The organism is Leifsonia sp. 21MFCrub1.1 (assembly GCF_900107895.1).
In the GTDB taxonomy this organism is placed as follows: Bacteria; Actinomycetota; Actinomycetes; order Actinomycetales; family Microbacteriaceae; genus Leifsonia; species Leifsonia soli.
On record NZ_LT629867.1, the window covers coordinates 150502 to 171461 of the forward strand.

Annotated in this window: 18 protein-coding genes; 8 read left to right on the plus strand and 10 right to left on the minus strand. The window is 71.5% G+C overall.

Annotated elements, in window-relative coordinates; translation table 11 throughout:
- The 5 genes from lsrF to BLW09_RS00685 are packed head-to-tail and all read right to left on the minus strand — an operon-like array spanning nt 1 to nt 5534.
- The gene (gene lsrF / locus BLW09_RS00665; RefSeq protein ID WP_089907206.1) at nt 1-873 is read right to left on the minus strand and encodes a 3-hydroxy-5-phosphonooxypentane-2,4-dione thiolase; all 873 of its coding nucleotides are present in this window, start codon (nt 871-873) and stop codon (nt 1-3) included.
- The gene (locus tag BLW09_RS00670) at nt 866-1912 is read right to left on the minus strand and encodes an ABC transporter permease (RefSeq protein WP_089907208.1); all 1047 of its coding nucleotides are present in this window, start codon (nt 1910-1912) and stop codon (nt 866-868) included. The genes lsrF and BLW09_RS00670 overlap by 8 nt, the downstream gene beginning before the upstream one ends.
- Nucleotides 1909-2916: an ABC transporter permease gene (locus BLW09_RS00675; protein ID WP_089907209.1), complete on the minus strand. Its 1008-nt coding sequence runs from the start codon at nt 2914-2916 to the stop codon at nt 1909-1911. Before BLW09_RS00675 ends, BLW09_RS00670 begins: the two co-directional genes overlap by 4 nt.
- Nucleotides 2913-4421, minus strand: a complete 1509-nt coding sequence (locus tag BLW09_RS00680) for a sugar ABC transporter ATP-binding protein (protein WP_089907211.1) — start codon at nt 4419-4421, stop codon at nt 2913-2915. The genes BLW09_RS00675 and BLW09_RS00680 overlap by 4 nt, the downstream gene beginning before the upstream one ends.
- 33 nt (nt 4422-4454) lie before the next feature.
- A complete protein-coding gene (locus BLW09_RS00685) occupies nt 4455-5534 on the minus strand; it encodes a substrate-binding domain-containing protein (RefSeq protein WP_089907213.1) in 1080 nt (359 codons plus the stop codon).
- A gap of 196 nt (nt 5535-5730) precedes the next feature.
- Here BLW09_RS00685 and BLW09_RS00690 point away from each other — a divergent pair, with 196 nt between their 5' ends.
- The 8 genes from BLW09_RS00690 (at nt 5731) to BLW09_RS00725 (ending at nt 14277) form a co-directional block, all read left to right on the plus strand.
- A complete protein-coding gene (locus BLW09_RS00690; protein ID WP_197682045.1) occupies nt 5731-6483 on the plus strand; it encodes a GntR family transcriptional regulator in 753 nt (250 codons plus the stop codon).
- A 151-nt stretch (nt 6484-6634) separates the two neighbouring features.
- Nucleotides 6635-7894 carry an ABC transporter substrate-binding protein gene (locus tag BLW09_RS00695; RefSeq protein WP_089907215.1) on the plus strand — a complete coding sequence of 420 codons (1260 nt, stop codon included), beginning with the start codon at nt 6635-6637 and terminating at the stop codon, nt 7892-7894.
- A 25-nt stretch (nt 7895-7919) separates the two neighbouring features.
- The gene (locus BLW09_RS00700) at nt 7920-8852 is read left to right on the plus strand and encodes a carbohydrate ABC transporter permease (protein ID WP_231946964.1); all 933 of its coding nucleotides are present in this window, start codon (nt 7920-7922) and stop codon (nt 8850-8852) included.
- On the plus strand, nt 8852-9808 hold the full coding sequence (locus tag BLW09_RS00705; RefSeq protein WP_089907219.1) for a carbohydrate ABC transporter permease: 957 nt from the start codon (nt 8852-8854) through the stop codon (nt 9806-9808). The genes BLW09_RS00700 and BLW09_RS00705 overlap by 1 nt, the downstream gene beginning before the upstream one ends.
- 2 nt (nt 9809-9810) lie before the next feature.
- On the plus strand, nt 9811-11760 hold the full coding sequence (locus tag BLW09_RS00710) for a hypothetical protein (RefSeq protein WP_089907220.1): 1950 nt from the start codon (nt 9811-9813) through the stop codon (nt 11758-11760).
- On the plus strand, nt 11757-12548 hold the full coding sequence (locus BLW09_RS00715; protein ID WP_089907223.1) for a ribonuclease activity regulator RraA: 792 nt from the start codon (nt 11757-11759) through the stop codon (nt 12546-12548). The genes BLW09_RS00710 and BLW09_RS00715 overlap by 4 nt, the downstream gene beginning before the upstream one ends.
- Nucleotides 12518-13459, plus strand: coding sequence for an aldo/keto reductase (locus BLW09_RS00720; protein WP_089907225.1), 942 nt, complete (start codon nt 12518-12520; stop codon nt 13457-13459). Before BLW09_RS00715 ends, BLW09_RS00720 begins: the two co-directional genes overlap by 31 nt.
- The gene (locus tag BLW09_RS00725) at nt 13435-14277 is read left to right on the plus strand and encodes an amidohydrolase family protein (protein WP_089907227.1); all 843 of its coding nucleotides are present in this window, start codon (nt 13435-13437) and stop codon (nt 14275-14277) included. The genes BLW09_RS00720 and BLW09_RS00725 overlap by 25 nt, the downstream gene beginning before the upstream one ends.
- On the opposite strand, the gene BLW09_RS00730 is transcribed toward BLW09_RS00725, so the two are convergent.
- From BLW09_RS00730 to BLW09_RS00750, 5 genes are all read right to left on the minus strand, one after another.
- Nucleotides 14265-14942 carry a GntR family transcriptional regulator gene (locus tag BLW09_RS00730; protein ID WP_089907229.1) on the minus strand — a complete coding sequence of 226 codons (678 nt, stop codon included), beginning with the start codon at nt 14940-14942 and terminating at the stop codon, nt 14265-14267. The two genes, BLW09_RS00725 and BLW09_RS00730, sit on opposite strands and share 13 nt — an antisense overlap.
- Nucleotides 14939-15601, minus strand: a complete 663-nt coding sequence (locus BLW09_RS00735; RefSeq protein WP_089916484.1) for an SGNH/GDSL hydrolase family protein — start codon at nt 15599-15601, stop codon at nt 14939-14941. The genes BLW09_RS00730 and BLW09_RS00735 overlap by 4 nt, the downstream gene beginning before the upstream one ends.
- 134 nt (nt 15602-15735) lie before the next feature.
- Nucleotides 15736-17748 (minus strand): right-handed parallel beta-helix repeat-containing protein, encoded by a 2013-nt coding sequence (locus BLW09_RS00740; protein ID WP_231946965.1) that lies wholly within the window; start codon nt 17746-17748, stop codon nt 15736-15738.
- Between the two features lie 30 nt (nt 17749-17778).
- Nucleotides 17779-18903, minus strand: a complete 1125-nt coding sequence (locus tag BLW09_RS00745; protein WP_089907231.1) for a substrate-binding domain-containing protein — start codon at nt 18901-18903, stop codon at nt 17779-17781.
- The gene (locus BLW09_RS00750) at nt 18900-20921 is read right to left on the minus strand and encodes a heparinase II/III domain-containing protein (protein ID WP_157696868.1); all 2022 of its coding nucleotides are present in this window, start codon (nt 20919-20921) and stop codon (nt 18900-18902) included. The genes BLW09_RS00745 and BLW09_RS00750 overlap by 4 nt, the downstream gene beginning before the upstream one ends.
- Nucleotides 20922-20960: the final 39 nt, after the last annotated feature.

The following is a 20960-nucleotide window of genomic DNA, read 5'->3' on the forward strand; positions in this document are numbered from 1 at the left end:
TCAGTGGGAGAGCTGCTCGTAGAGGGCGTACGCGTCGTCGGCGGTGAGGCCGTCGTGGACGACCCCGCGCACGGCGGCGAGCATCGCGGCCGGGTGCTCGGACTGGAAGACGTTGCGGCCCATGTCGACGCCCGCCGCGCCCTCCTGGATGGCGCGGTACGCGATCCGCAGCGCCTCCCTCTCCTCCACCTTCTTGCCTCCGGCGATCACGATCGGCACCGGGCAGGCGCTGGTGACGGTCTCGAACCCCTCCTCGACGTAGTACGTCTTCACGAAGGCGGCTCCGAGCTCGGCCGAGATCCGCGTCGCCAGCCGGAAGTAGCGGGCGTCGCGCACCATCTCGCGTCCGACCGCGGTGACGGCGAGCACCGGGATGCCGGCGGCCTGTCCCTGGTCGACGAGCGTCGTCAGGTTCTTCACCGACCTGCTCTCGTTCTCCGCACCGACGAAGACCTGCACCGCGAGGGCGGCGGCGTCCAGCCGCACGGCGTCGTCGATGCTCACGGCCAGGTCCTCCTGGCTGAGGTCGCCGAGCACGCTGGGGCCGCCGCTCGCACGCAGCACGACGCCCTTGCCCGCGTTCGACGGGACGGTGGTGCGCAGTGCGCCGCGCGTGCACATCAGGGCGTCGGCCTGGGGGATGAGCGGGACGATGGAGCGGTCCAGCCGCTCCAGGCCGGAGGTCGGGCCCTGGAAGTAGCCGTGGTCGAAGGCGAGCATGACCGTCTTGCCGTCTGCGGGGTCGAAGACGCGCGAGAGTCGCGCGCGCATCCCCCAGTCGAGCCCGGCGGCGCCCTTGAGGGCGGTGTCGCTCGCCGGAGCTGCGGCTCCGGTGAAGTCGGTGCCTTCGCGGAGGTCTTCGAGGTCAGCCATGGGTGTTCCTTTTCTTCTTGGCGGTCATGGTCAGGGAGGCGCGCAGGCGCCCCAGGCTGGAACGGCCGGTGCCGGTCGCGGCGGCGGAGACCACCACGACGGCGACGACGAGGACGCCCTTGAGGATGTTCTGGGCGCCGACGCTCCAGCCGACGAGGTTGAGGAGGCCCGACAGCAGCACGAAGAACAGCGCGCCGGTCCAGGCGCCGACGGGCACCGCGCGGCCGCCGGAGATGAGCGTTCCGCCGATCACCACCACGGCGACCGAGTCGAGCATGTACGAGGAGCCGAGCACCGTGCTCGGCGAGATGAAGGCCGCGAGCAGTCCCCCGGCGAGACCGGCGAGGCCGCCGCTCACGAGATACGTGATCGCGGTCACCCGCCAGACGCGGATGCCCGCGCGCTCCGCGGCCCGCGGGCTCTGCCCGACGGCGAGCACCGAGAGGCCGAACCGGGTGCGCGAGAGGACCAGGGCGACGACGACGGTGATGACGGCCACGACCAGCGCGATGACGGGGATGCCGAGGACCTTCGCGTTGACGAAGCCGCGCAGGGCGGCCGCGGCGGAGGCGCGGTTCGCGTCCGCGAGCAGCAGCGTCGCGGACTGCACGATCAGGCTGGTGGCCAGCGTCGCGATGATGGGAGGCACCCGCAGCACGAGGATGGCGACGACGCTGATCAGACCGGCCGCGAGTCCGGCGCCGGCCGCGGCCGCGATCCCGAGCACCGGCCCGGCCGCCGCTCCAACGCCGACGGAGACGTACGACGCCATCGAGACGACGGTGCCGACGGAGACGTCGATGTTGCCGGGGCCGAGCGTGATGACGAGCATCTGCCCGAGGGCGACCAGCACGAGGAACGGGGCGAGCGAGAGGGCCTGGGCCAGCGGATCGAACGGCTGCGCCGGCCGGACGGCCACGATGCACAGCCAGACGGCGAGCACGCCGATCAGGGACCAGCCCCAGGCGGGCCAGTGGAAGCGGGTGCGCGGCTCGACGACGGGCGTCGACAGGGTGGGCGTCGGAGTGGACGTGGTCATCGGCTGAACCTCTCGGTGACGATGCGGCCGGCGAGGACCGCGAGGACGATCACGCCCTGAGCGCCCGCCTGCATGCTCGACGGGAGCGCGACGAGGCTGAGCAGCACGGAGATCAGTCCGAGGGTGACGGCGCCGAGCGCGGTGCCGACGGGGAGGGCGCGGCCGCCGGAGAACGTGCCGCCGCCGAGGATGACCGCGGCGATAGTGGTGAGGGTGAAGTTGCTCGCCGAGTTGATGTCGCCCGACCGGGTCTGCGCCGCGAGGAGGAGGCCGGAGACCAGGATGAGCACGGCGGCGAGCACGTACGCGGTCATGCGGGTGCGGGTCGCCGACCATCCGGCTTTGTCCAGCGTCGCGGCGCTGGAGCCCAGTGCCCGCATGCGGGCGCCGGCGCGCGTCCGACGCGTGATCCACCAGCCGGCGAGGGCCGCGAGGGCGACGAAGACCAGCGGAGGCGGGACGACTGTGCTGCGCCACGACCCGATGGCGGTCAGCCATTCCGGAGTGGCGCCGCCCGGGGTCGGCAGCAGCTGCAGGCCGATGCCGAGCCAGACGAACGACATCCCGAGCGTGACGATGATCGACGGGACGCCGCGCTTCTGCACGATCACGGCGAGCAGGGCGTAGACGACGAGGACCCCGGCCAGCATCCCGAAGCCCAGCAGCGGGTCGGTCGCGAGCAGCGTCGCGGCGATGACGGTCACCAGCCCGACCAGGTTGCCGATGCCGAGGTCGATGTCGCCGACCGACATGATGATCATCTGCGCCTGGGCGGCGAAGGCGAGAGGCACCGCCGACATCAGCATGAGGCTGAGCCCGGTGACCGAGAGGATGCCCGGCTGGATGGCGGCGGCGATCGCCACGATCACGGCCAGGGCGACGAGCGCGAGGAGCGCGGGCGAGCCGTGGGCGAGACCGGCGCGCAGGCGGACCGCCGGCGCCGGACGTCCTGCGCTCGTGCCGGCGCCCTTCGGCCGGGTGGAGGCGGTGGTGGCGGTGGTCATCGGACGGTCCCTTCCTCGAAGGAGTCGGCGATGATCCGCTCCTCGGTGTTGCTGTCGCCAGCGAGCTCCGAGACGATCCGGCCGGCGCGCAGCACGTAGACGCGGTCGCAGTGGGCCATCTCGGCGTTCTCGGTGGAGTACCAGACGATGGCGCGGCCGGCCGCGGCCTCCGACTTCATGAGCGTGTAGAGCTCGCTCTTCGTGGCGACGTCGACGCCGCGGAACGGATCGTCCAGCAGCACGAGCGCGGCATCCGTCGCGAAGGCCCTGGCGACCAGGACCTTCTGCTGGTTGCCGCCGCTGAGGGCGGTGATCGGCGTCGCGGCGGCGCCGCGGATGCTCAGCGCGTCGATCCAGCGGGCGGCGAGCGCGCGCTTGGCGCGGCCGTCGACCACTCCGGCGGTGCTGATGCCGCGCAGGGCGGCGATGGTGAGGTTCTGGGCGACGCTCCAGAGCGGGAGGATGCCGGAGGTCTGCCGGTCGCCCGGCACGTAGGCACGGCGCCGCGGGGCGCTCACTCCGCGGGTGAGTGCTCCTGCCGCCCAGAGCCGCCCGAGCATCCGCTCCTGGCCCTGCCCGGCGAGGCCTGCCAGTCCGACGATCTCGCCGGCGCGCACCTCGAAGGGGATGCCGTCCCCGCGGATGGCCGCGACGACCTCTCCGGCGGGGCGCGCGTCGGCTTCGGCCTCGACGGCCGCCGGCGCGTGGACGTCGCCGCCCATCGCCTGCAGCAGCGAGCGCTCGTCGGCCTCGGCGAAGACCCCGGCGACCGCGCCGTCGCGCATCACGGCGACCCGGTCGCTGTGCGCGATGATCTCGGCCATGCGGTGCGAGATGAGCAGCACGCTGACGCCGTCCGCCGTGAGCCGGTGCAGATGCGCGTACAGCTGGTCGGCCGCATCCACACCGAGCGACTCGGTCGGTTCGTCCAGGATCAGGAGGCCGAGTCGCTCGGTGCAGAGGGCGCGGGCGATCTCGACCATCTGGCGCTGGGCCAGGGTGAGTTCGCCCACGCGCCGGACCACCGCGATCCCGTGCCCGGGGAACACGGTGTCCAGCACCTCGCCGATCCGGCGTTCCGCGCGGCCCCTCCACCCGAAGGGGGACCCGCCGCGGCGGTCGGAGAGGTACGCGTTCTCCGCGACGGTGAGGTCGGGGCAGAGCGCGAGCTCCTGGTAGACCATGCGGACGCCTGCGGCGGCGGCCGCCGCGGCATCCCAGGGCCGGCCGGGGGTCGCGCCCCTGGCCATGACCGCACCATCGTCGGGCTGCTCGCGCCCGGCGAGGATGCGCATCAGGGTGCTCTTCCCTGCGCCGTTGTGACCGACGAGCCCGAGGATCTCCCCGCGCTCGACGTGCAGGTCGACCCCGGTCAGCGCACGGGTGCTCCCGTAGCGCTTCGTCACCCCGCGGGCGGCGATGGTGGTGGCTGCGCCGAGCGCGGCGGCCTCCGTCGCCGAGCCGGCGGACACGTCCGTGGGCGTCTGTGTGATCGTCGTGGGCATCGATGCTCCTTCGAACTCGCCGGTCGCTTCGCTCTACTTGAGCGCGGGCGCCTCGGCGTCCTTGCCGTCCGCGACGGCCGCGATGGCGGCGTCGACGCTCTTCTTGTCCCACGGGTACGCGGCGTACTCGTCGGCGGAGAGCTTGCCCGCCCAGTAGTCGAGGTCGTCCTGTCCGATCTCGAGCAGCGGGAGCACGACGGTCGACGGGACCTTCTTGCCGGCGAGGAGCTCGAGGCCGACGTAGAGGGCGGCGACACCCTGCCCCGGGTCGGTCAGCGCGGCGAACGAGCCGTTCGTGATGCCGCTGTCCTTCCAGAACTTCAGCGACTTCCCGTCGGTGTCGAAGACGACGACCGGGTCGGGCCGGCCGGCCGACTCGAACGCCTGGACCACGCCCATCCCGCCGATGCAGCCGGGCACGGCCGCGATCGGCGGCAGCGAGCCGAGCACCGACACGATCTCCTTCTGGGCGGTCGATCCGTCGCAGTAGCCGTTGACTTCTGCGGCGACCTTGACGTCCGGGTACTCCTTGAGGATCTCGTGCTGACGCTTGTTGAACTCCTCCTCGGGCTGCGAGCCGATCACGCCGCGGTTGATGATGATGTCGCCCTTGCCGTCGATCGCCTTCAGAGCGGGGACGAGGGAGACCTCGCCCCACTTGGCGTAGTCGTTGCGGACGATGTGCGCGCACGGCGCCTTCATGTCGGCGTCGAGCACGAGCACCGTGATGCCGGCCGTGCAGGCCTCCTCCACGGCCGGAACGAGGGCGGTGGAGGACGCGGGGATGACGATGAGCATGTCGGGCTTCTGCAGCACCAGGCTGCGGATCTGGGACGCCTGCTCGGTCGCGCTGTTCTCGCCGGGCGCGTTGACGGTCGTGTACTTGGAGACGACCCCGTCCTTCTTGAGCTTGTCGGCCTCCTTCTCGAACTTGTCGATCAGGGTGAGCCGCCAGCCGTTGACGAAGCCGTTGCTCAGCGCGACGGAGATGCCGGACGTCTTGCCCGCTCCGTCTCCGCCGTCTCCGGCCGCGCCGGCCGAGCAGCCGGTCAGGGTGAGGGCCGCCGCGACGGCGGCGACGACGCCGATGCGGCGCCAGGATTCAAACGACATTGTTCTGCCTCCAGGGGTTTCGCTTCTCTGCGAAACGGATCGTGTTCGGGGACTGCCAGGTGCTTGCTTTCGGTCAACTTGTCACGTCTAACTCATCATGACAAGCTTGTAGTGACAAGACCTTAGACAGTAGCCTGACGGAGTGTCAAGCGAGGCCCGAGCCGACGAGGGAGCCGGCGGATCGAAGGGGGATGGGATGCCCGCCACTGCACTGAGCGACGCGCGGCTCGACCGGGACGCGAAAGAACCGCTCTGGCAGCAGCTCGTCGCCGTGCTGCGCGACGCGATCGAGAGCGGCGTGCTCGCACCCGACCAGGCCCTCCCCTCCGAAGCCGACCTCATCGACCGGTACGGCGTCTCGCGCACGGTGGTCCGTGAGGCGCTGGCCGAACTGGTCCGCCGCGGCCAGATCTACAAGATCCGCGCCAAGGGCTCGTTCGTCGCGCCGCCGCGACGCGACCTCTCGTTCATCGGATCGAACGCGGGCTCCTCGGAGGACCTCGCGGGAACGGGGCGAACGGTCGCGACCCGCATCCTCTCGCTCGACGATGGTGAGGCGGACGAGCAGGAGGCCGCCGCCCTGCGCGTCCCGGAGGGTACGGCCGTCATCCGGATGCGCCGGCTGCGAACGGTCGACGGCACGCCGTGGCTGCTGGTGCAGACGACCCTGCCGCGCGACCGGTTCGCCGGGTTGCTCAAAGCCCACCTCGAGAACCGGTCGCTCTACGACCACCTGCGCCGCACCTACGGGGTCGCGCCGGCCGGAGCCGACCGCTGGCTGAAGGCGATCATCCCCTCACCGGAGGAGGCGTCGCTGCTCGAGCTGCCCGCCGGTGCCCCGGCCCTCGACATCGTCTCGGTCGCGTGGGACGAGGACGGCGTGCCGTTCGAGTACTACCACGCGCTGCACCGTAGCGATGAGTCGCGGTTCTACGTCGGCGTGCGCTGATTCCGGCCGGACCGGCCGCGGCACCTGCCCTGATTCCTCTCCCCTGACCAGGGGTTCCTTTGGCGATGCACGACGCGTCGTTGCGCCATAAGCGATTATCGATTATCGTAGCGACCGCGCCACGGAGGTCGTGCGCAGGAGAGGATCAACGATGATCAAGAGGCGAACACTGATCGCGGTCGGCGCGCTCGCTGCCATCGGCCTGGGGCTGAGCGGCTGCGCGACCGGAGGGGCGGCGCAGAGCGGCGGAAAGCAGACCGTCAGCCTGCTCGTCAACGTGACCCCGAATCTCACCGAGGACTGGTGGAACGCGCTCGTCAAGCCGTTCGAGAAGGCCCACCCCGACATCGACGTGAAGATCCAGAACCCTGGGGCGGAGGGTGTCGCCGCGGCGGTGCCGCGTCTCCTGGCAGCGGGCGAGGCGCCCGACGTCGTCGAGTCGCTGCCGCCCTCCACCGAGCTCGCCCCCGAACTCGTCGACCTGTCGAAGTACGACTGGGCGACCAAGGCTCCGCTTGCCGAGCAGTACACGATCGACGGCAAGTACTACATGGCCGGCATCGGGCTGCAGGTGCAGAGCCTGTGGTTCTACAACAAGGACGCCTTCGCCGCCGCGGGCATCACCGAGACGCCCACGACGGTCGAGCAGCTGTCCGACGACCTCGCGAAGCTCAAGAAGGCCGGCTGGACGGGCATCCAGACCGGTGGGGACTGGATGTCGAGCTACGCACTCCAGACCGTCGCGCTGCCGACCGTCATCGCCGACAACCACGACTGGTACCAGAAGATGAGCGACGGCACGCTGACGTTCAGCAAGACCTACGGCGACTCCGTCCGCGAGTACGCCGACTGGATCGCGAAGGGCTACGTGAACGACGACGCCCTCGGGATCAAGTACGCCGACGCCGAGCAGAACTTCCTCTCCGGCAAAGCGGCCCTCTATCCCATGGGCAGCTGGTTCGTCGCGAGCGAGGCCGCCGCGAAGTCCCCGGCGAACATCGGGGTGTTCCGGGCGCCCGCGTTCTCCGGCACGAAACAGCCGGCCATGGGGGCCAACATCGCGAGCCCGTACGTGATCATGAAGGAGTCGAAGCACCAGGACGCCGCGGCCGAACTCGTCAAGTACCTGGTGACCGACAAGACGGCCATCCTCGACCAGCTGAAGGTCGACGGCAACTACCGGGCGGGATACGACTACGAGATGGGCGATCTCGGCGCCGAGCTGCTGAAGATCGTCACCGACACCCCGGACTCCGCCTACACGCCGACCGGCCAGGGCTACGGCGAGAGGACGCTGCCGACCGGCTACTCGACGGAGATCAACGCACAGACCCAGGCGCTCCTGGGCGGGACGTCCGCCGCCGATGTGAACAAGGCGATGGACGACTGGTTCACCGCGAACGCCCACTGAGCTCCGACCGATGCTGACCGACAACGTGGCGTCCACCCCCCTGCGGGCGGGTGCGCGCGACGCCGGGAGCCGTCGCCCCAGCGCCCGCTGGGGCGACCGGCTCGCCGGCGTGGTGATGGCGGCTCCCGCGGTCATCGTGTTCATCGCGATGTTCATCGTGCCGATGATCCTCGCGTTCGTGCTGAGCCTGACCGACTGGAACGGGTACAGCCTCCGGTTCGACTTCATCGGGTTCGAGAACTACCGCTTCGCCTTCCGCAATCCGCGCACGATCGACGCGGCCGTCTTCACCGCGGTCATCGCGGTGACGGGGACGATCCTGTGCAACGCCGTCGGGCTGGCGCTCGCCGCGCTGATCTCGGGGCCGGGCCGGGCGAACACGGTCCTTCGCACGATCTTCTTCTACCCGTACATCATCAGCGCGCTGATCATCGGATTCCTGTGGTCGGCGCTGCTCTCGCCGCATGGGGCGGTCAACGGCCTGCTCGGGGCGGTCGGCGTGCCTCCCGTGCCGTTCCTGACCGACCCGTCGTTCGCGAAGGCGACCGTCATCCTGACCATCGTGTGGGCGCACTTCGGGTTCAACATGATCCTCTACATCGCCGGCATCAAGTCGGTCCCGACGGAGTACTACGAGGCGGCGACCGTCGACGGAGCGAGCCGCTGGCAGCAGTTCCGCAGCGTCACCGTCCCCATGATCGCGCCGGTGGTCACCGTGAACCTGGTGCTCACGCTGGTCGGGCTGCTGAAGGTCTACGACGTCGTGCTCGCTCTGACGGACGGCGGACCCGCCGCATCCACGCAGACGATCGTCTACCAGATCCTCAAGGACTCGTTCGCCCAGTCGCGGCTCGGGCTCGGCGCCGCTCAGTCGGTGGTGCTGCTGGTCATCACCGCGGCGATCGGGCTCGCGGTGACCCTCGCCCGCCGCGGCGCAGAACGGAAGGTGACCGACTGATGACGACACCCCTTCAGGACACGCCGAACCTCGGCGCCGAGGCGCTCCTCGCCGGTCCGGAGCCGTCACGCCCCGGCGCACGGACCCCCCGCCGGCGCTCGCGCACCGCGGCGAGCGAGCGCCGCTCGCCGCTCGCCGCCGTCGTGCGCTGGATCGCGCTCGGCGCGACGGCCCTCGTCATGCTGGTGCCGCTGTACGTGCTGGTGATCAGCGCCTTCAAGCCGCAGGAGGAGATCGTGCGGCACCCGCTGGAGATCTCGCCGGGCACCTTCACGTTCGAGTTCCTCTGGAACGCGATCACCAGCAGCAAGTTCAACGTCATCTCGGCGTACGGCATCACCCTGCTGTTCGTGGCCCTCGTGAACCTGTTCTGCATCCTGCTCTCGGCCCCGGTCGCGTACGTGATCGCCCGGGGACGCAGGAAGTGGCACATGGCGCTGCTGCTGCTCTTCGTCTCCGGACTGTTCATCCCCGGCCAGGTCACGCTGATCCCGGTCGTGTTCGTGCTGCGGGTGCTCGGTCTCATCAACACCATCCCCGGCTTCATCCTGTTCGAGACGGCGGCGACGCTCCCCGTCACGATCTTCCTGTTCAGCGCGTACCTGCGCACGGTCCCGCGGGACATCGACGAGGCGGCGGCCCTCGACGGGGCGGGTCGCATCCGGATCTTCTGGTCGTGCGTCTTCCCGATCATGCGGCCCGTGGTGGCGACGGTCGTCGTCCTCAACTCGATCGGGGTGTGGAACGACTTCGTCAGTCCGCAGATCATCCTGGGGCCCGGCTCCGGGATCTACACGGTCACGACAGGCGTCTACGCGGCCGTCGGCGAGTTCTCCACGGACTACACCGTGGTGTTCCCGACGCTGCTGCTGGCGATCGCGCCGATCGTCGTCTTCTTCATCATCATGCAACGGCACATCATCGGCGGCCTGGTCGCCGGAGCGACGAAAGGCTGACCGTGGAGATCATCCGAGGAGTGCCGCTCGACGCCGTCCCGGCCTGGGCGGTGCTGGAACGCCGGCTCTTCGCCGACATCGAGGACGGCTGGCGCCTGTTCTCGCGACGCTACACGCGGGAGGACGGAGGCATCCGGTTCCCCGCCGTCTTCACCGACCGCGACGGCGTCGACGACCTCTACGAGCCGTTCTTCAACTGGCCGGCCTTCTACCTGCTGGGCGGAAGCGACGAGGTGCTCGCCGCGGCGAAACGCCACTGGGAGGGCGTCACTGCGCAGCTCGAGTCCGCCGGGATGCTGACCGACGAGTACGAGAACGGGTACGACTGGTTCCACCAGGGGGAGTCCCTCCTGTTCTTCTACGGGCTGTGCGCCGCCGACCCCGGCGACGTCGCCTTCGCGCGGCGCGCCCGGCGGTTCGCCGAGCTCTACACCGACCCGGCCGCCGGCAACTACGACCGGGAGCGCAACATCATCCGTGCGCCCCACAACGGTTCGCTCGGCGCGCGCCCGGGGCTGAACGATATCGTCCAGCCGTACTCCGCGTCGTTCGCCGAGATGCGGCGTTACGGGTTGCCGCTCGAGGACGTCCCGGGCATCGAGAGCTGGGACGACCTCGCCGATCCGGCGAAGGCGCTCGCGATGGGCGAGGCGATGCAGCGCGCGGCGCAGGGCGACGTCGTGGTCGACCTCGCGGCCACCAGCCTCGTCGCGAACCGCTGGCTCTACGACGGCGACCCCGAGGCGGCCGGCTGGATCGTCCGCTACGTCGGAGGATGGGAGGAGCGCGCCCGCGCGAACGACGGGCTCGTTCCCGACAACGTCGCGCCGGACGGCACCGTCGGCGGCCTGCACGGAGGGCGGTGGTTCGGCGGCCACTACGGCTGGACCTGGCCGCACGGCCTCCCCTCGGTCGGGATGGCCACGGTCGTCTCCGGGCTCAACGCCGCGCTGGTCACCGGCGACGACCGCCGGCTCGACACCGCACGGCGGGTGCTGGACACGGTGCTCGACCACGCGGTGGTGGCATCGGTCGCCGAGACCCCGTACAGCCTGAAGGGCGGCTGGCTCGCACGCCTGGGCGCCGACGCGGACGAGCCCGCGCTGCTGGTGCCGCACCGATTCGGCCGGGACGGCTGGTTCGACTACGCGCCGATGCCGTTGGAGCTGCCCACGTGGCTGTGGTGGTGGTCGCGGAGCGACGCCGATCGCGCCAGGCTCGACCGGGTGCGGGCGGGGCTGCCCTCCGGCGGCCGGCCCGTGAAGGCCTTCCGCGACAAGGCCGAGGCCGGGCACGAAGCGCCCTGGCTGGACTACCTCGACGGCCGCCTCCCGGACTATCCCGAGCAGGCGCTCTCCATGGCGCTCGGGCAGGTCGCTCGCCGGATCGCACTGATCCGGGCGGACGACAGCGATCCGGCGACCGTGCACCTCCACTTCTGGCAGCGGGTGAACCCGGTGGTCACCGAGGTGCTGACCCAGCTGGTCTCCGGGGCGCCGCAGGTGCTCTACAACGGCGGCCTGCCGTTCGTCGCCGTGGACTACGAGGATGCGGACGCCGCGCGCCCCGGGCTGCCCGCCGATGTGGCGGCGCTCGTGACCGGCCTCGACCGGGATCGGATCGGACTGGAACTGGTGAACGTCTCGCCGCTGCACACCCGCCGGGTGATCGTCCGGCCCTCCCGGTTCGGAACCGCCCGGCTCGCGGGCGTGCGCTTCCGCACCGAACAGGGCGCCGACTACCCGGGTCCGAGCACGGCATACGCGGCGACACGGGGCACCGTGGTCGAGCGGCACATCGACACCGACACCGACGCCGACGGTGTCGAGGTGGTCCTGCCGCCGGCGCACCGACTCCAGCTGGAGCTGATCACCGTGCCATCGCCCTCTCCCGCCCGCCATCGCGGTGCTGCGGACCTCGATCGGATCGAACACACGAAGGAACGACTATGACCGACCTCCCGGGCACGCTCCCGCACCCCGACTTCACGCTCCCCGTCCGGGGCGGCGCGTATCGGCGCCCCGACGCCGAGACCATCGCCGGCTTCGACACCATCACATCGGCGACCGCGTGCGCCAAGCTGCACGGGATGGGCATCACGCGTTCGTATGTCGACGGACCGGTTCCCCTGAACCCGGGTCAGCGGGTCGTCGGGTCGGCCATCACCCTCCAGTTCATGCCGCAGCGGGAAGACCTCGCGTCCGGTCTGGGGCAGGAGTACGTCGAGCGCCACACCGCACTCTGGGCCGTCCTGGAAGAGGTGAAGCCGGGCGACGTGCTGGTCATCCAGGCGTACGGCAGCCGGTTCTCGGGGTGCATCGGCGACATCCTCGCCCGGTACTTCCTGCGCAAGGGCGGGGCCGGGATCGTGGTCGACGGCCGCATCCGCGACGCCGGACGCATCCGCGAGCTCGGCCTGCCGGTCTGGTCGACGGGCACGACACCGCACTACGCCTCGCAGACGGAGCTGTTCCCGTGGGGGTACGACGTCCCGGTCGCGGTGGGAGGCGCCCTCTGCATGCCCGGCGATGTCGTCATCGCGGACGACGACGGACCGGTGATCGTCCCCCAGGCGATGTCCGCCGACGTGATCGAAGCCGCCCGCGACCACGAGGAGTGGGAGATCTTCAGCCGCCACCGCCTCGACGAAGGGGCGCGCCTGAGCGACTACTACCCGCTCACGCCCGACACGCGACAGGAGTACGAGCAGTGGCGTTCCGCCCAGCCGTTGGCCCTCTGACGGCGACGCCGGGAGCCTCGGGAACGTTCGGGCTCGGCTGCGCGCCGATCGGCAACCTCTACGCGGAGGTCGCGGACGAGGACGCGACGGCGACGGTCCGGGCGGCGCTCGCCCACGGCATCCGCTTCTTCGACACCGCTCCGCACTACGGCGCCGGGGCGAGCGAGCTCCGCCTGGGCCGCGCGCTCCGCGGCGTCGACCGGGACTCCGTATCGATAGCGACCAAGGTCGGCCGCCGGATCGTCGACTCCGCCGGGGCGTCCGTCGCGGCCGGGGCGACCGGTGTCGACACCGTCGGCGATCTCAGTGCCGACGGCGTGCTCCGCAGTGTCGAAGGCAGTCTGCTGCGCCTCGGCACCGACCGCATCGATCTGCTCCACCTCCACGACCCGATGGACATCGACGAGGCCCTCCGTGTCACGATCCCGGCCATGGTCGCGCTCCGCGAGCAGGGCGTCGTCCGCGCGATCGGGGCCGGGATGGTGTGGCCGGGGCCGCTGACGCGCCTCGTGCGCGAGGCGGGGCTCGATGTCGTGATGATCGCCGGCCGGATCACCCTGCTCGACCGATCCGCCGAGGCCGAGCTGCTGCCGGCTGCCGCGGAGCGCGGCGTCGGCGTGATCGCGGCCGGGGTCTTCAACTCGGGCATCCTCGCCGACCCCGAGGGCACGCCCTTCTTCGACTACCGGCAGGCGACGCCGGAGATGCAGGACCGGGCCCTGCGGCTGCGGGACATCTGCAGGGCCCGCGGCGTCTGGCTCGCCGACGCCGCGGCGCGCTATCCCCTCCGCCGGCCCGGTGTCGAGGGCGTCGTGATCGGCGCACGGACACCGGACGAGGTCGCGGCGTTCGCCCGCTCCGAGACGGCGCCGATTCCTGAGGAGCTGTGGGCGGAGCTGGCAGCGGCGTGATCGCCTCCGGCGGGGCCGTCGACGCGCACGTCCACCTGTGGGACACCGGCCGGTTCTCGCTCGCGTGGTTCCGGTCGGAACTCGGCCTGCCGGAGGTGGCGGATGCCGCCGATTTCGCGGAGCGATCGGCGCGCGCCACCAGCCCGGTCGGCCCGATCGCGGCCGCCATCGCGGTGCAGGCGGCCGATACGACGGACGAGGTGCGCTGGCTCACCGCTCTGCGGCATCCCCTGGTCGCGGGCGTCGTCGTCCAGTACGACCCCGTCGCCGCCCCCGGATCGGCGCCTGCGGGTGTCGAGCGGAGCGGGGTCGTCCGGGGCGTCCGCGTCGCGGTCCCCGGGCGGCGTGCCGACCTGGCCGATGTCGCCGGGCTCGACGAGCTCTGCGAGCGGATCGGCGCCGACGGCGGGGTCGTGGAGTTCCTCGTCCGTCCCGAGCAGCTCCCGGCCGTCGGCGTCGTGGCCTCGCGTCATCCGGCGACGACGTTCGTGGTCTGCCATCTCGGACTCGGTGCGGCCGAGCCGGATGAAAGCTGGGCGGCGGCTCTCGCCGCCGCGGCGGGCCGGCCGAACCTCGCGGCCAAGGCGTCCGGGGTGGTCACCGGGCGCGCCGACCGGCGACTGCGCCGTGCTCTGTCCGTGGCGGTGGACGGTTTCGGCGCGCAGCGCCTGCTCTTCGGCAGCGATTGGCCGATGTCCGCCCGCATCGCCCCCTACGACGAGATCGTCGCTCGGACGGCCGCCGCTCTCCCCGCCCTCGGCGCTGCGGGCGATGCCGCGTTCTGGGGCGGAACCGCCCGTGCCCTCTACCGGGTCTGATCCGCCGGGGGATCCTCGAGCAGCGTCCCCGCCGCGTGCGCGCGGAACAGGGCGGATGCTGCGGCGGGGTCGTCCCCGTCCAGCAGGTCCAGCAGGCTGCGGTGCCAGTCGGCCACCTCGTGCCAGTCGCCCTCGAAGCTGGGGTCGCCGAGCACGTGCATCGACCGGAGCCCCGGTTCGATGATGTCCCACATCCGCGGCAGATAGCTGTTGCCGCTCGCCTCGACGACCGAGCGGTGGAACGTGAAGTCCAGCTCGCGGAACGCGTCGAGGTCGCCGGAGTCCGCCGCTGCGTGCATCTGCTCGATCAGGGCGGCGAGGTGGGCGTGGACGGCCGGGGACAGGGTGCCGCACGCGAGCCTGCCGGCGATCGCCTCCAGCTCCGCCCGCGCGGCCCTCGCCTGCATGAACTCCTCCTCGGAGTAGCTCGCGACGAAGTTGCCGAGGTGCCGCACGTGCGAGACCAGGCCCTCGTGCGCGAGTTGCTTCAGGGCTTCGCGCACCGGGGCCTGACTCACCTGCATGCGCTTGGCGAGCTGCGACTCGACCAGCTGTTCGCCCGGGGGGAGGGTCCCGTCTTTGATCATCGACTTCATCAGCTCGTAGATCTGGTCGGAGAGCAGCCCGCGCTTGAGGCCGGCGAGCGACGTGAACGGATCGGTCATCGCCGTGCCCCCGCCTGCGTCCCGGCGGGGGAGACGTCCGCGAAGGCGGCGAGCCAGGCGTCCGCGATGATCCGGGAGCCGGCGGGCGTGGGGTGGACGCCGTCCGGGACGATGGCGGCCGTGCCGTTCTCGTCGGCCGCGCGTGTCATCCGGTCGTGCAGCGGGACCAGCCGTGCGCCGGTCTCGCGCGCCAACCGGGCCACCACGGCCCGCTTCTCGTCCAGGTCGTCGAGCCATCCGCGCTGCTCGGCATGGACGGGGACGAAGTACGGCTCGATGAGCACCAGCGGACCGGCCGCCAGCGGACCGGCCGCCAGCGGACCGGCCGCCAGCGTTTCGAGCAGGCGGCGGTAGGTCGCCTCGAAGGCGGCGGCCGTCGTCGGGTCGTCGCTGTCGAAGCGGCGCCACATGTCGTTCACCCCGACGTAGACGGTCAGGACGTCGGGGTGCTCGGCCAGGACGTCCCGCTCCCACCGCCGTTCCAGGTCGGCGGCACGATCTCCAGCGATCCCCCGGTTGATCACGACGGCATCGGCCCCCTGTGCCGCGAGTTCCGCCGCGATCATCGCCACGTAGCCGTCGCCGAGCGACCGGTCGTCGGAGCGGTCGCGCCCCGCATCCGTGATCGAGTCGCCTGCGAAGACCAGTCGTTGCGTCATGTCGTCCCTTCGATCGACGCGCTGCCGTGCGCGTCCGTCCAGCATAATCGATAATCGCTGGAATCGCGTGGCGCGAGAGCGCCCGTCGTCGGAGAGCGGGGACCGCGCTCAGCGCGGCCCCCGCTCGATGCCGATCAGGGGCGCGCGCCCGCCGTCCACGGCGCCGCGCCGTACTGGAACGCCCCGAGGCTCGGGGTGGGATCGGTCGATCCGTCGTTCACGCCCGGCAGCGCGATCGCCGCGTTGCGGGCCGGGGAGCCCGCCTGCAGCCGGTAGTCGTGCGCTGCCGCATCCACGAACAGCGGATCACCGTCGATCAGGTTGTTCGACAGCACGAGGCCGCCGTCGGTCGCACCGGCGAGGCCGGTGATCGGCCCGATGTTGTTGACGATCTTCGTCCCGGTCGACTGGCCCGCCTCCTTCACGTAGAAGAGGGTCATGCCGCCCGTGTTGTTGTAGACGAGGTTGTCGTGCGATCCGGTGCCGAGGCCGTTCAGTTCGACGGTCCCTTCGTGATTGCCCCACCCGACGTTGTTGTCGATCTGGAGATCGCTCATCCCGTTGTCCGCGTAGATGCCCGAGATCCCGAACGGGTACACGCCGCCCGGACGCGGATCCGGATCGTGGAGGACGTTGTGGTCGATGCGGGTCCCCTCCATGTGCGACGAGCAGCACGAGTAGATCGCCGCCGTGTCCACGCTGAGCGTCGCGTGGCCGGAGATGTCGTTGTGGGCGATCCGGTCGGGGCCGGCGGTCGTGCCCGCGACGCCGTTCCACTGCAGGTTGATGCCGCTCCGGCCCGTCCGGGCCATCGTGTTGTGGGTCACGGTCTGGCTGTGGCCCTGGACGGCGACTCCGGCCGCGTACGTCCCGGCGTAATCCACGTCGGTGATCACATTGTCGATGGCGGTGTTCCCGTAGCCTCCCAGCGAGATGCCGTTGCCCGCGCTGTACTGCAGGTGGCTGTTCTTGATCGTGTTGCCGGTGCCCTTGATGATGATGCCGCTCGTCGTGACGCCGCGCGTCACGTTCGCGCCGCAGTCGGTCGCGCCCTGGGTGACGTCCCAATAGTGGCTGAGGTATTTGCCGTCGATGTCGTCGAGCACCACTCCGGTGCTGCTGTCGCCGGTGCGGATGGTGGCGCCGAACAGCCCGATCCCCTTCACGTGGACGTTGCTCACCGCGGAGAGGTCGAACGCGAGGTCACGCGTCTTCGCCTCGATGCGGTGGCCGTTCGGGTCGTCGCTGCTGTAGACGTACAGACGCTTGGCCTGCGCGTCGTAGAAGTACGATCCGGGATGCCCGAGCTCGCCGATCTTCCCCGAGAGACGGAACCAGGTGTCCGTCGGCACGACCTTGTGGACGCAGGGCGGAGCCGTCGTGAGCGTGACGGACCCGACGGCCGAGCTCGCGACCGTCCCCGTGGCCGTGACGTACCAGTACGACGTGAGCGCGCGGGCCCCGTTCCAGTAGCCGGCCGGACGGGTCAGCGTGGAGTCGACGATGGTCGCGTCGGCCGTGCCAGCATCCGCCCGCTCCACCGTCGGGTCGAGCAGGTCCGTTCCGGGGAACGGGTAGGAGGCCTCGATGTCCATCGTCCCGTCGGTGAAGACCTGGGCTTCGCCTCCGGCGTCTCCGAGATCGGCGGCGACGCTGTAGATCTTGCCGGCGCCGACCGCCTGGCTGAACAGCGAGTTCGCCGCGAACGGGTCGGTGGCGACCACGGCATCCAGTTGCGTCTGGCCGACGGGCGTGAACCCGGTGAGCTGCTCGGCGCCGCTGACCACGACCTCGGCGCCCGGCGCGGCCGCGAACGTGATGGGCTGCGTGCTCGTGCCGGAGCGGGGAGGCGTGACCGTCTCCTCGTAGGTGCCCGACTGAATGACGCAGGTGTCGCCGGGCTGCGCCTGATCGGCGCACTCCTGGATGCTGGGCAGCGGTGTCTGCGGCGATCGGCCGTTGCCGACGCGGGCGGCGCCCTCGGAGACGTACAGGGTCGCGCCGTGTCCGTGATGGTGGCCGGGCGGGGGAGTCGCCGACGCGGGAGAGGCGGCGGTCGCGATGGCGAGTATGAGGGCCGTCGCGGTGGCTCCGGCGCCGGCGAGACCGGCATTCCGTGAGCGGGCACGAGTGAATCCGAGCATCATTGCTCCAATCGATTGTGAGTAATCGATAATCTATGATTCCTCGGAGTCCGGGTCAAGAGGCGCGATCGATGCCGGGAGGGACGACGCCCGGATCTGCAGTTCAGGGCTGAGTTTCATCCGGTGCGCCGGACGCCCGGGGCCGCCCTCCAGCCGGGCGATGAGCAGGTCGACCGCCTCGCGCCCCACGTACTCCTTGGGCGGCCGGACCGCGGTGATGGGCGGGTCGCCGAACCGGGCGACGTCGTCGTCGTATGCGACGATCGCCAGGTCGTGGGGAACGCGCACGCCGCGGTCGATGGCGTGCTGCTCCAGCGCGATGGCCTGCGGGTCGGGGAGGACGATCACCGCCGTGGTGCCGGTGCTCCGGATGAGGTCGATGGCGTCATCCATCGCCCGCTCCCGGCCCGGTGCGTCGAACCGGATGCCGTCGAGCGTCGCGACGTCCGTCGGCAGGCCCAGCGAGCCGAGCGCGGCGCGCCAGCCGAGGCGGACGTAGCGTCCGGTCGGGCTGTCGCTCTCCAGGAACAGGCCGATTCGGGTGTGCCCGACCTCGTGCAGATGCTGCACGGCCAGCGCCGCGCCCGCCGCGTGGTCGGAGGCGACGCTGTCGAGGTGCGGGGCCTCCGCCGTGCGCACCCGCCGTTCGGCGAGCACGACGGGGACCGGCAGCGAGTCGAGCCAGCGGAGGGTCGCCGTGGCGTCCTCGCCGGACGTCTCCGGGGCGACGATCAGGCCGTGCAGACCGGGCATCGCCAGCAGGGCCTCGACCTGGCGACGGTTGTCCCGAGGGTCGTAGGTGGACGCCCGCAGCAGGAGCGAGGCGCGCTGCTGGGCGGCCTGAGCACGCGCACCGTGCACGATCGCGGGCCAGTAGTAGTCGAGCGACGGCACCACCATGCCGAGCGTGTACTTCGCGGGCAGTGGCACGAGAGCGGCGGGGCGTCCCGCATCCACGGCGCTGCGCAGGGTCGCGCCGCCGTGCACCCGGGTGAGGAGGCCCTGCTGCGCGAGCGCGTTGATGTCGCGGCGCACGGTCAGCTCGCTGACGCCGAGCCGGCCCGCCAGGACGCTGACGCTCACGGCGCCGCGGGCGCGGAGCTCATCCATGATCCGTTCCCGCCGCTGGATGGCGTAGAGCGGTTCCCTGCCGGTCATCCGATCTCCTCGACCACGGTGGTGACGGTTCCGGCCGCCCACGGGAGGTCGTACGTGATCCGTGTGAGCGAGGGTCCCCACACCGCGCGGAGCTCGGGATCGTCGAGCGGCCAGACCTCGAGCGCCGGCGCGGCTCCCTCTCCCTCGACGCGGACGGCGATGCCCTGGCCGTCGGCCCGCACGACGACCCGGCCGTCCACCAGCCGCACGTCGCCGGCCGCGATCAGATGCAGCGCGGTCGCGGAGCCGTCCGCCGCAGAGGTGAGCCGCCAGGTGTCCGTGACCTCGATCCGGCGGGAGGAGACGAAGCGGAACCGGCGCCGCCACGACTCGTCCGCTCCGAGCGGGTACGCCGTCGAGAGGTCGAGCTCCAGGTCGATCGGCGGGGCGGAGCCGGCGGTCTCGCCTCCCGGCTCGCCCGCCGGGGCCGCTCCCGCGACCCGCGCCCGGAATCCCGGTCCCTCCCCCTGCTCGAGCCCGTGGGGCGACGGCGCGTTGTGCCAGCCGCTCTGCATCGCACGGATGCGATACCGATCCGCACTGAACGTCTCGCGGGTGTACGTCGGCTTGCCGATGTCGACCAGCAGTGGCCTGCCGCCGGAGGCGACGATGAACGAGCCGAGGTCCTTGTGGTTGTGGTTCTCGTCGTTCGTCCCGCCCTTGGCGGCGAGGGCGAGCCCGGAGGAGTCCCCGGCCCGCTCCCGGCGGACCAGCACCTGGACGGACGGGAGCCACACGCAGCGGGGCAGCGGCGCCCCGGCCGCCACGGCGTCGCGCCATTCCCGGTCGGCGACGGCGCGGACCAGCCGCGGGAGTCCGCCCGTGACGGGCGCGACGGGCGAGCCGGGCCGGCGCCCTCCCCGCGCCCAGTCGGCGACCCGATGGTCACCGGTGCGCAGTGCCCAGCGGAAGGGCAGCTGCCAGGGCTCCTCGCGGCGGCTCCGGGCCCAGCCGTCCGCGACGTTCACGTACCAGTCGTCGCCGAGCTGCATCCGCATCGGGAAGCGCAGCACCTCGCCGATGAGCGGCATCCCGCCGGCCTCGAGGTCGCCGTCGGTGAGCTGCGCGATCAGGGCGAGAAGCTCCAGCATCCGGCCGGCGCCGTTCCACCAGTAGGCGACGCCCTCGTCGATCGCGCCGTCCGGCGGCAGGGTCGCGACGTAGCGGTCGAGGCTGTCGAGAGCGCGCGCGGACATCCTCGCCACGCGCTCGGGATCGTCGAGCAGGAGCACCGCGGCCAGCAGCACGTTGCCGAGGATCCACGGGTTCCAGTTGTTGACCTCGCGCCAGTAGCCGAGCCACCAGAGGTCGTCGCGCGTCTCGAAGGGGGTGAAGACCCGGGTCTCGGCCTCCCGGCGGATGCGCTCCCGCAGCCCGGGCCACGACCGCGCCCAGTCCGCTCCGAGCACGCGATCGGCGACCGCGAGCTGGGCGACGACCTCGCCCGCCGCGAGGTCGAGGTACGGCGCCGCGGTATCGGGCACGGCGAAGCCGCGTCGTGCGTGCGCATCGTCGTGAGCGGGGAGGCACCAGGTGCTCTGCTCGCAGAGCAGGACGGCGCCGTCGGCCGCTTCGTCGATCCACTCCGGCTCCCGGGTCGACGCCGCGAGGACCACGGCCCGGGTGAGCCGCTGCTGGCGCGCGGCGACGGCCCGCTCGTACTGGGAGCGATCTCCGTCGCGAACGAAGCGGGCGAAGAGCGTCGCGGTCGCGTCGGGCCACGGCCGACGGAGATCGTCCTCCGCCGCGTCGCGGAGTGTCGTGATCGTCGACGGGTCGGCCGCGGCCCAGACGCTTCGGTCGCCAGCCTCCGGGATGCCGCTCCGGCGCCGCAGCTCCTCCGTCCCGGCGCGGACGAAGCGCGCGCGGAGTGCCGGCTCGCGCATGCGGTCGCCCCACTGCTGCCACAACGGCCCGGCGAACGGGGTGGCGTGGACGCCGTCCGGGGGTGACGTATGGGCGCTCACGCGAGCCAGGACGTCCGGATGGGGCTCTGCCGCGGTCGGGGGGCGATTCACTGGCGGACTCCTCCTCGAGCGTCTCATCGTGAGTGTTCG

Bases quoted from the DNA above. Each gene is read 5' to 3' on its own strand.
- lsrF (WP_089907206.1), bottom strand. From the start codon at position 873: ATGGCTGACCTCGAAGACCTCCGCGAAGGCACCGACTTCACCGGAGCC.
- BLW09_RS00670 (WP_089907208.1), bottom strand. From the start codon at position 1,912: ATGACCACGTCCACTCCGACGCCCACCCTGTCGACGCCCGTCGTCGAG.
- BLW09_RS00675 (WP_089907209.1), bottom strand. From the start codon at position 2,916: ATGACCACCGCCACCACCGCCTCCACCCGGCCGAAGGGCGCCGGCACG.
- BLW09_RS00680 (WP_089907211.1), bottom strand. From the start codon at position 4,421: ATGCCCACGACGATCACACAGACGCCCACGGACGTGTCCGCCGGCTCG.
- BLW09_RS00685 (WP_089907213.1), bottom strand. From the start codon at position 5,534: ATGTCGTTTGAATCCTGGCGCCGCATCGGCGTCGTCGCCGCCGTCGCG.
- BLW09_RS00690 (WP_197682045.1), top strand. From the start codon at position 5,731: ATGCCCGCCACTGCACTGAGCGACGCGCGGCTCGACCGGGACGCGAAA.
- BLW09_RS00695 (WP_089907215.1), top strand. From the start codon at position 6,635: ATGATCAAGAGGCGAACACTGATCGCGGTCGGCGCGCTCGCTGCCATC.
- BLW09_RS00705 (WP_089907219.1), top strand. From the start codon at position 8,852: ATGACGACACCCCTTCAGGACACGCCGAACCTCGGCGCCGAGGCGCTC.
- BLW09_RS00715 (WP_089907223.1), top strand. From the start codon at position 11,757: ATGACCGACCTCCCGGGCACGCTCCCGCACCCCGACTTCACGCTCCCC.
- BLW09_RS00730 (WP_089907229.1), bottom strand. From the start codon at position 14,942: ATGACCGATCCGTTCACGTCGCTCGCCGGCCTCAAGCGCGGGCTGCTC.
- BLW09_RS00735 (WP_089916484.1), bottom strand. From the start codon at position 15,601: ATGACGCAACGACTGGTCTTCGCAGGCGACTCGATCACGGATGCGGGG.
- BLW09_RS00740 (WP_231946965.1), bottom strand. From the start codon at position 17,748: ATGATGCTCGGATTCACTCGTGCCCGCTCACGGAATGCCGGTCTCGCC.
- BLW09_RS00745 (WP_089907231.1), bottom strand. From the start codon at position 18,903: ATGACCGGCAGGGAACCGCTCTACGCCATCCAGCGGCGGGAACGGATC.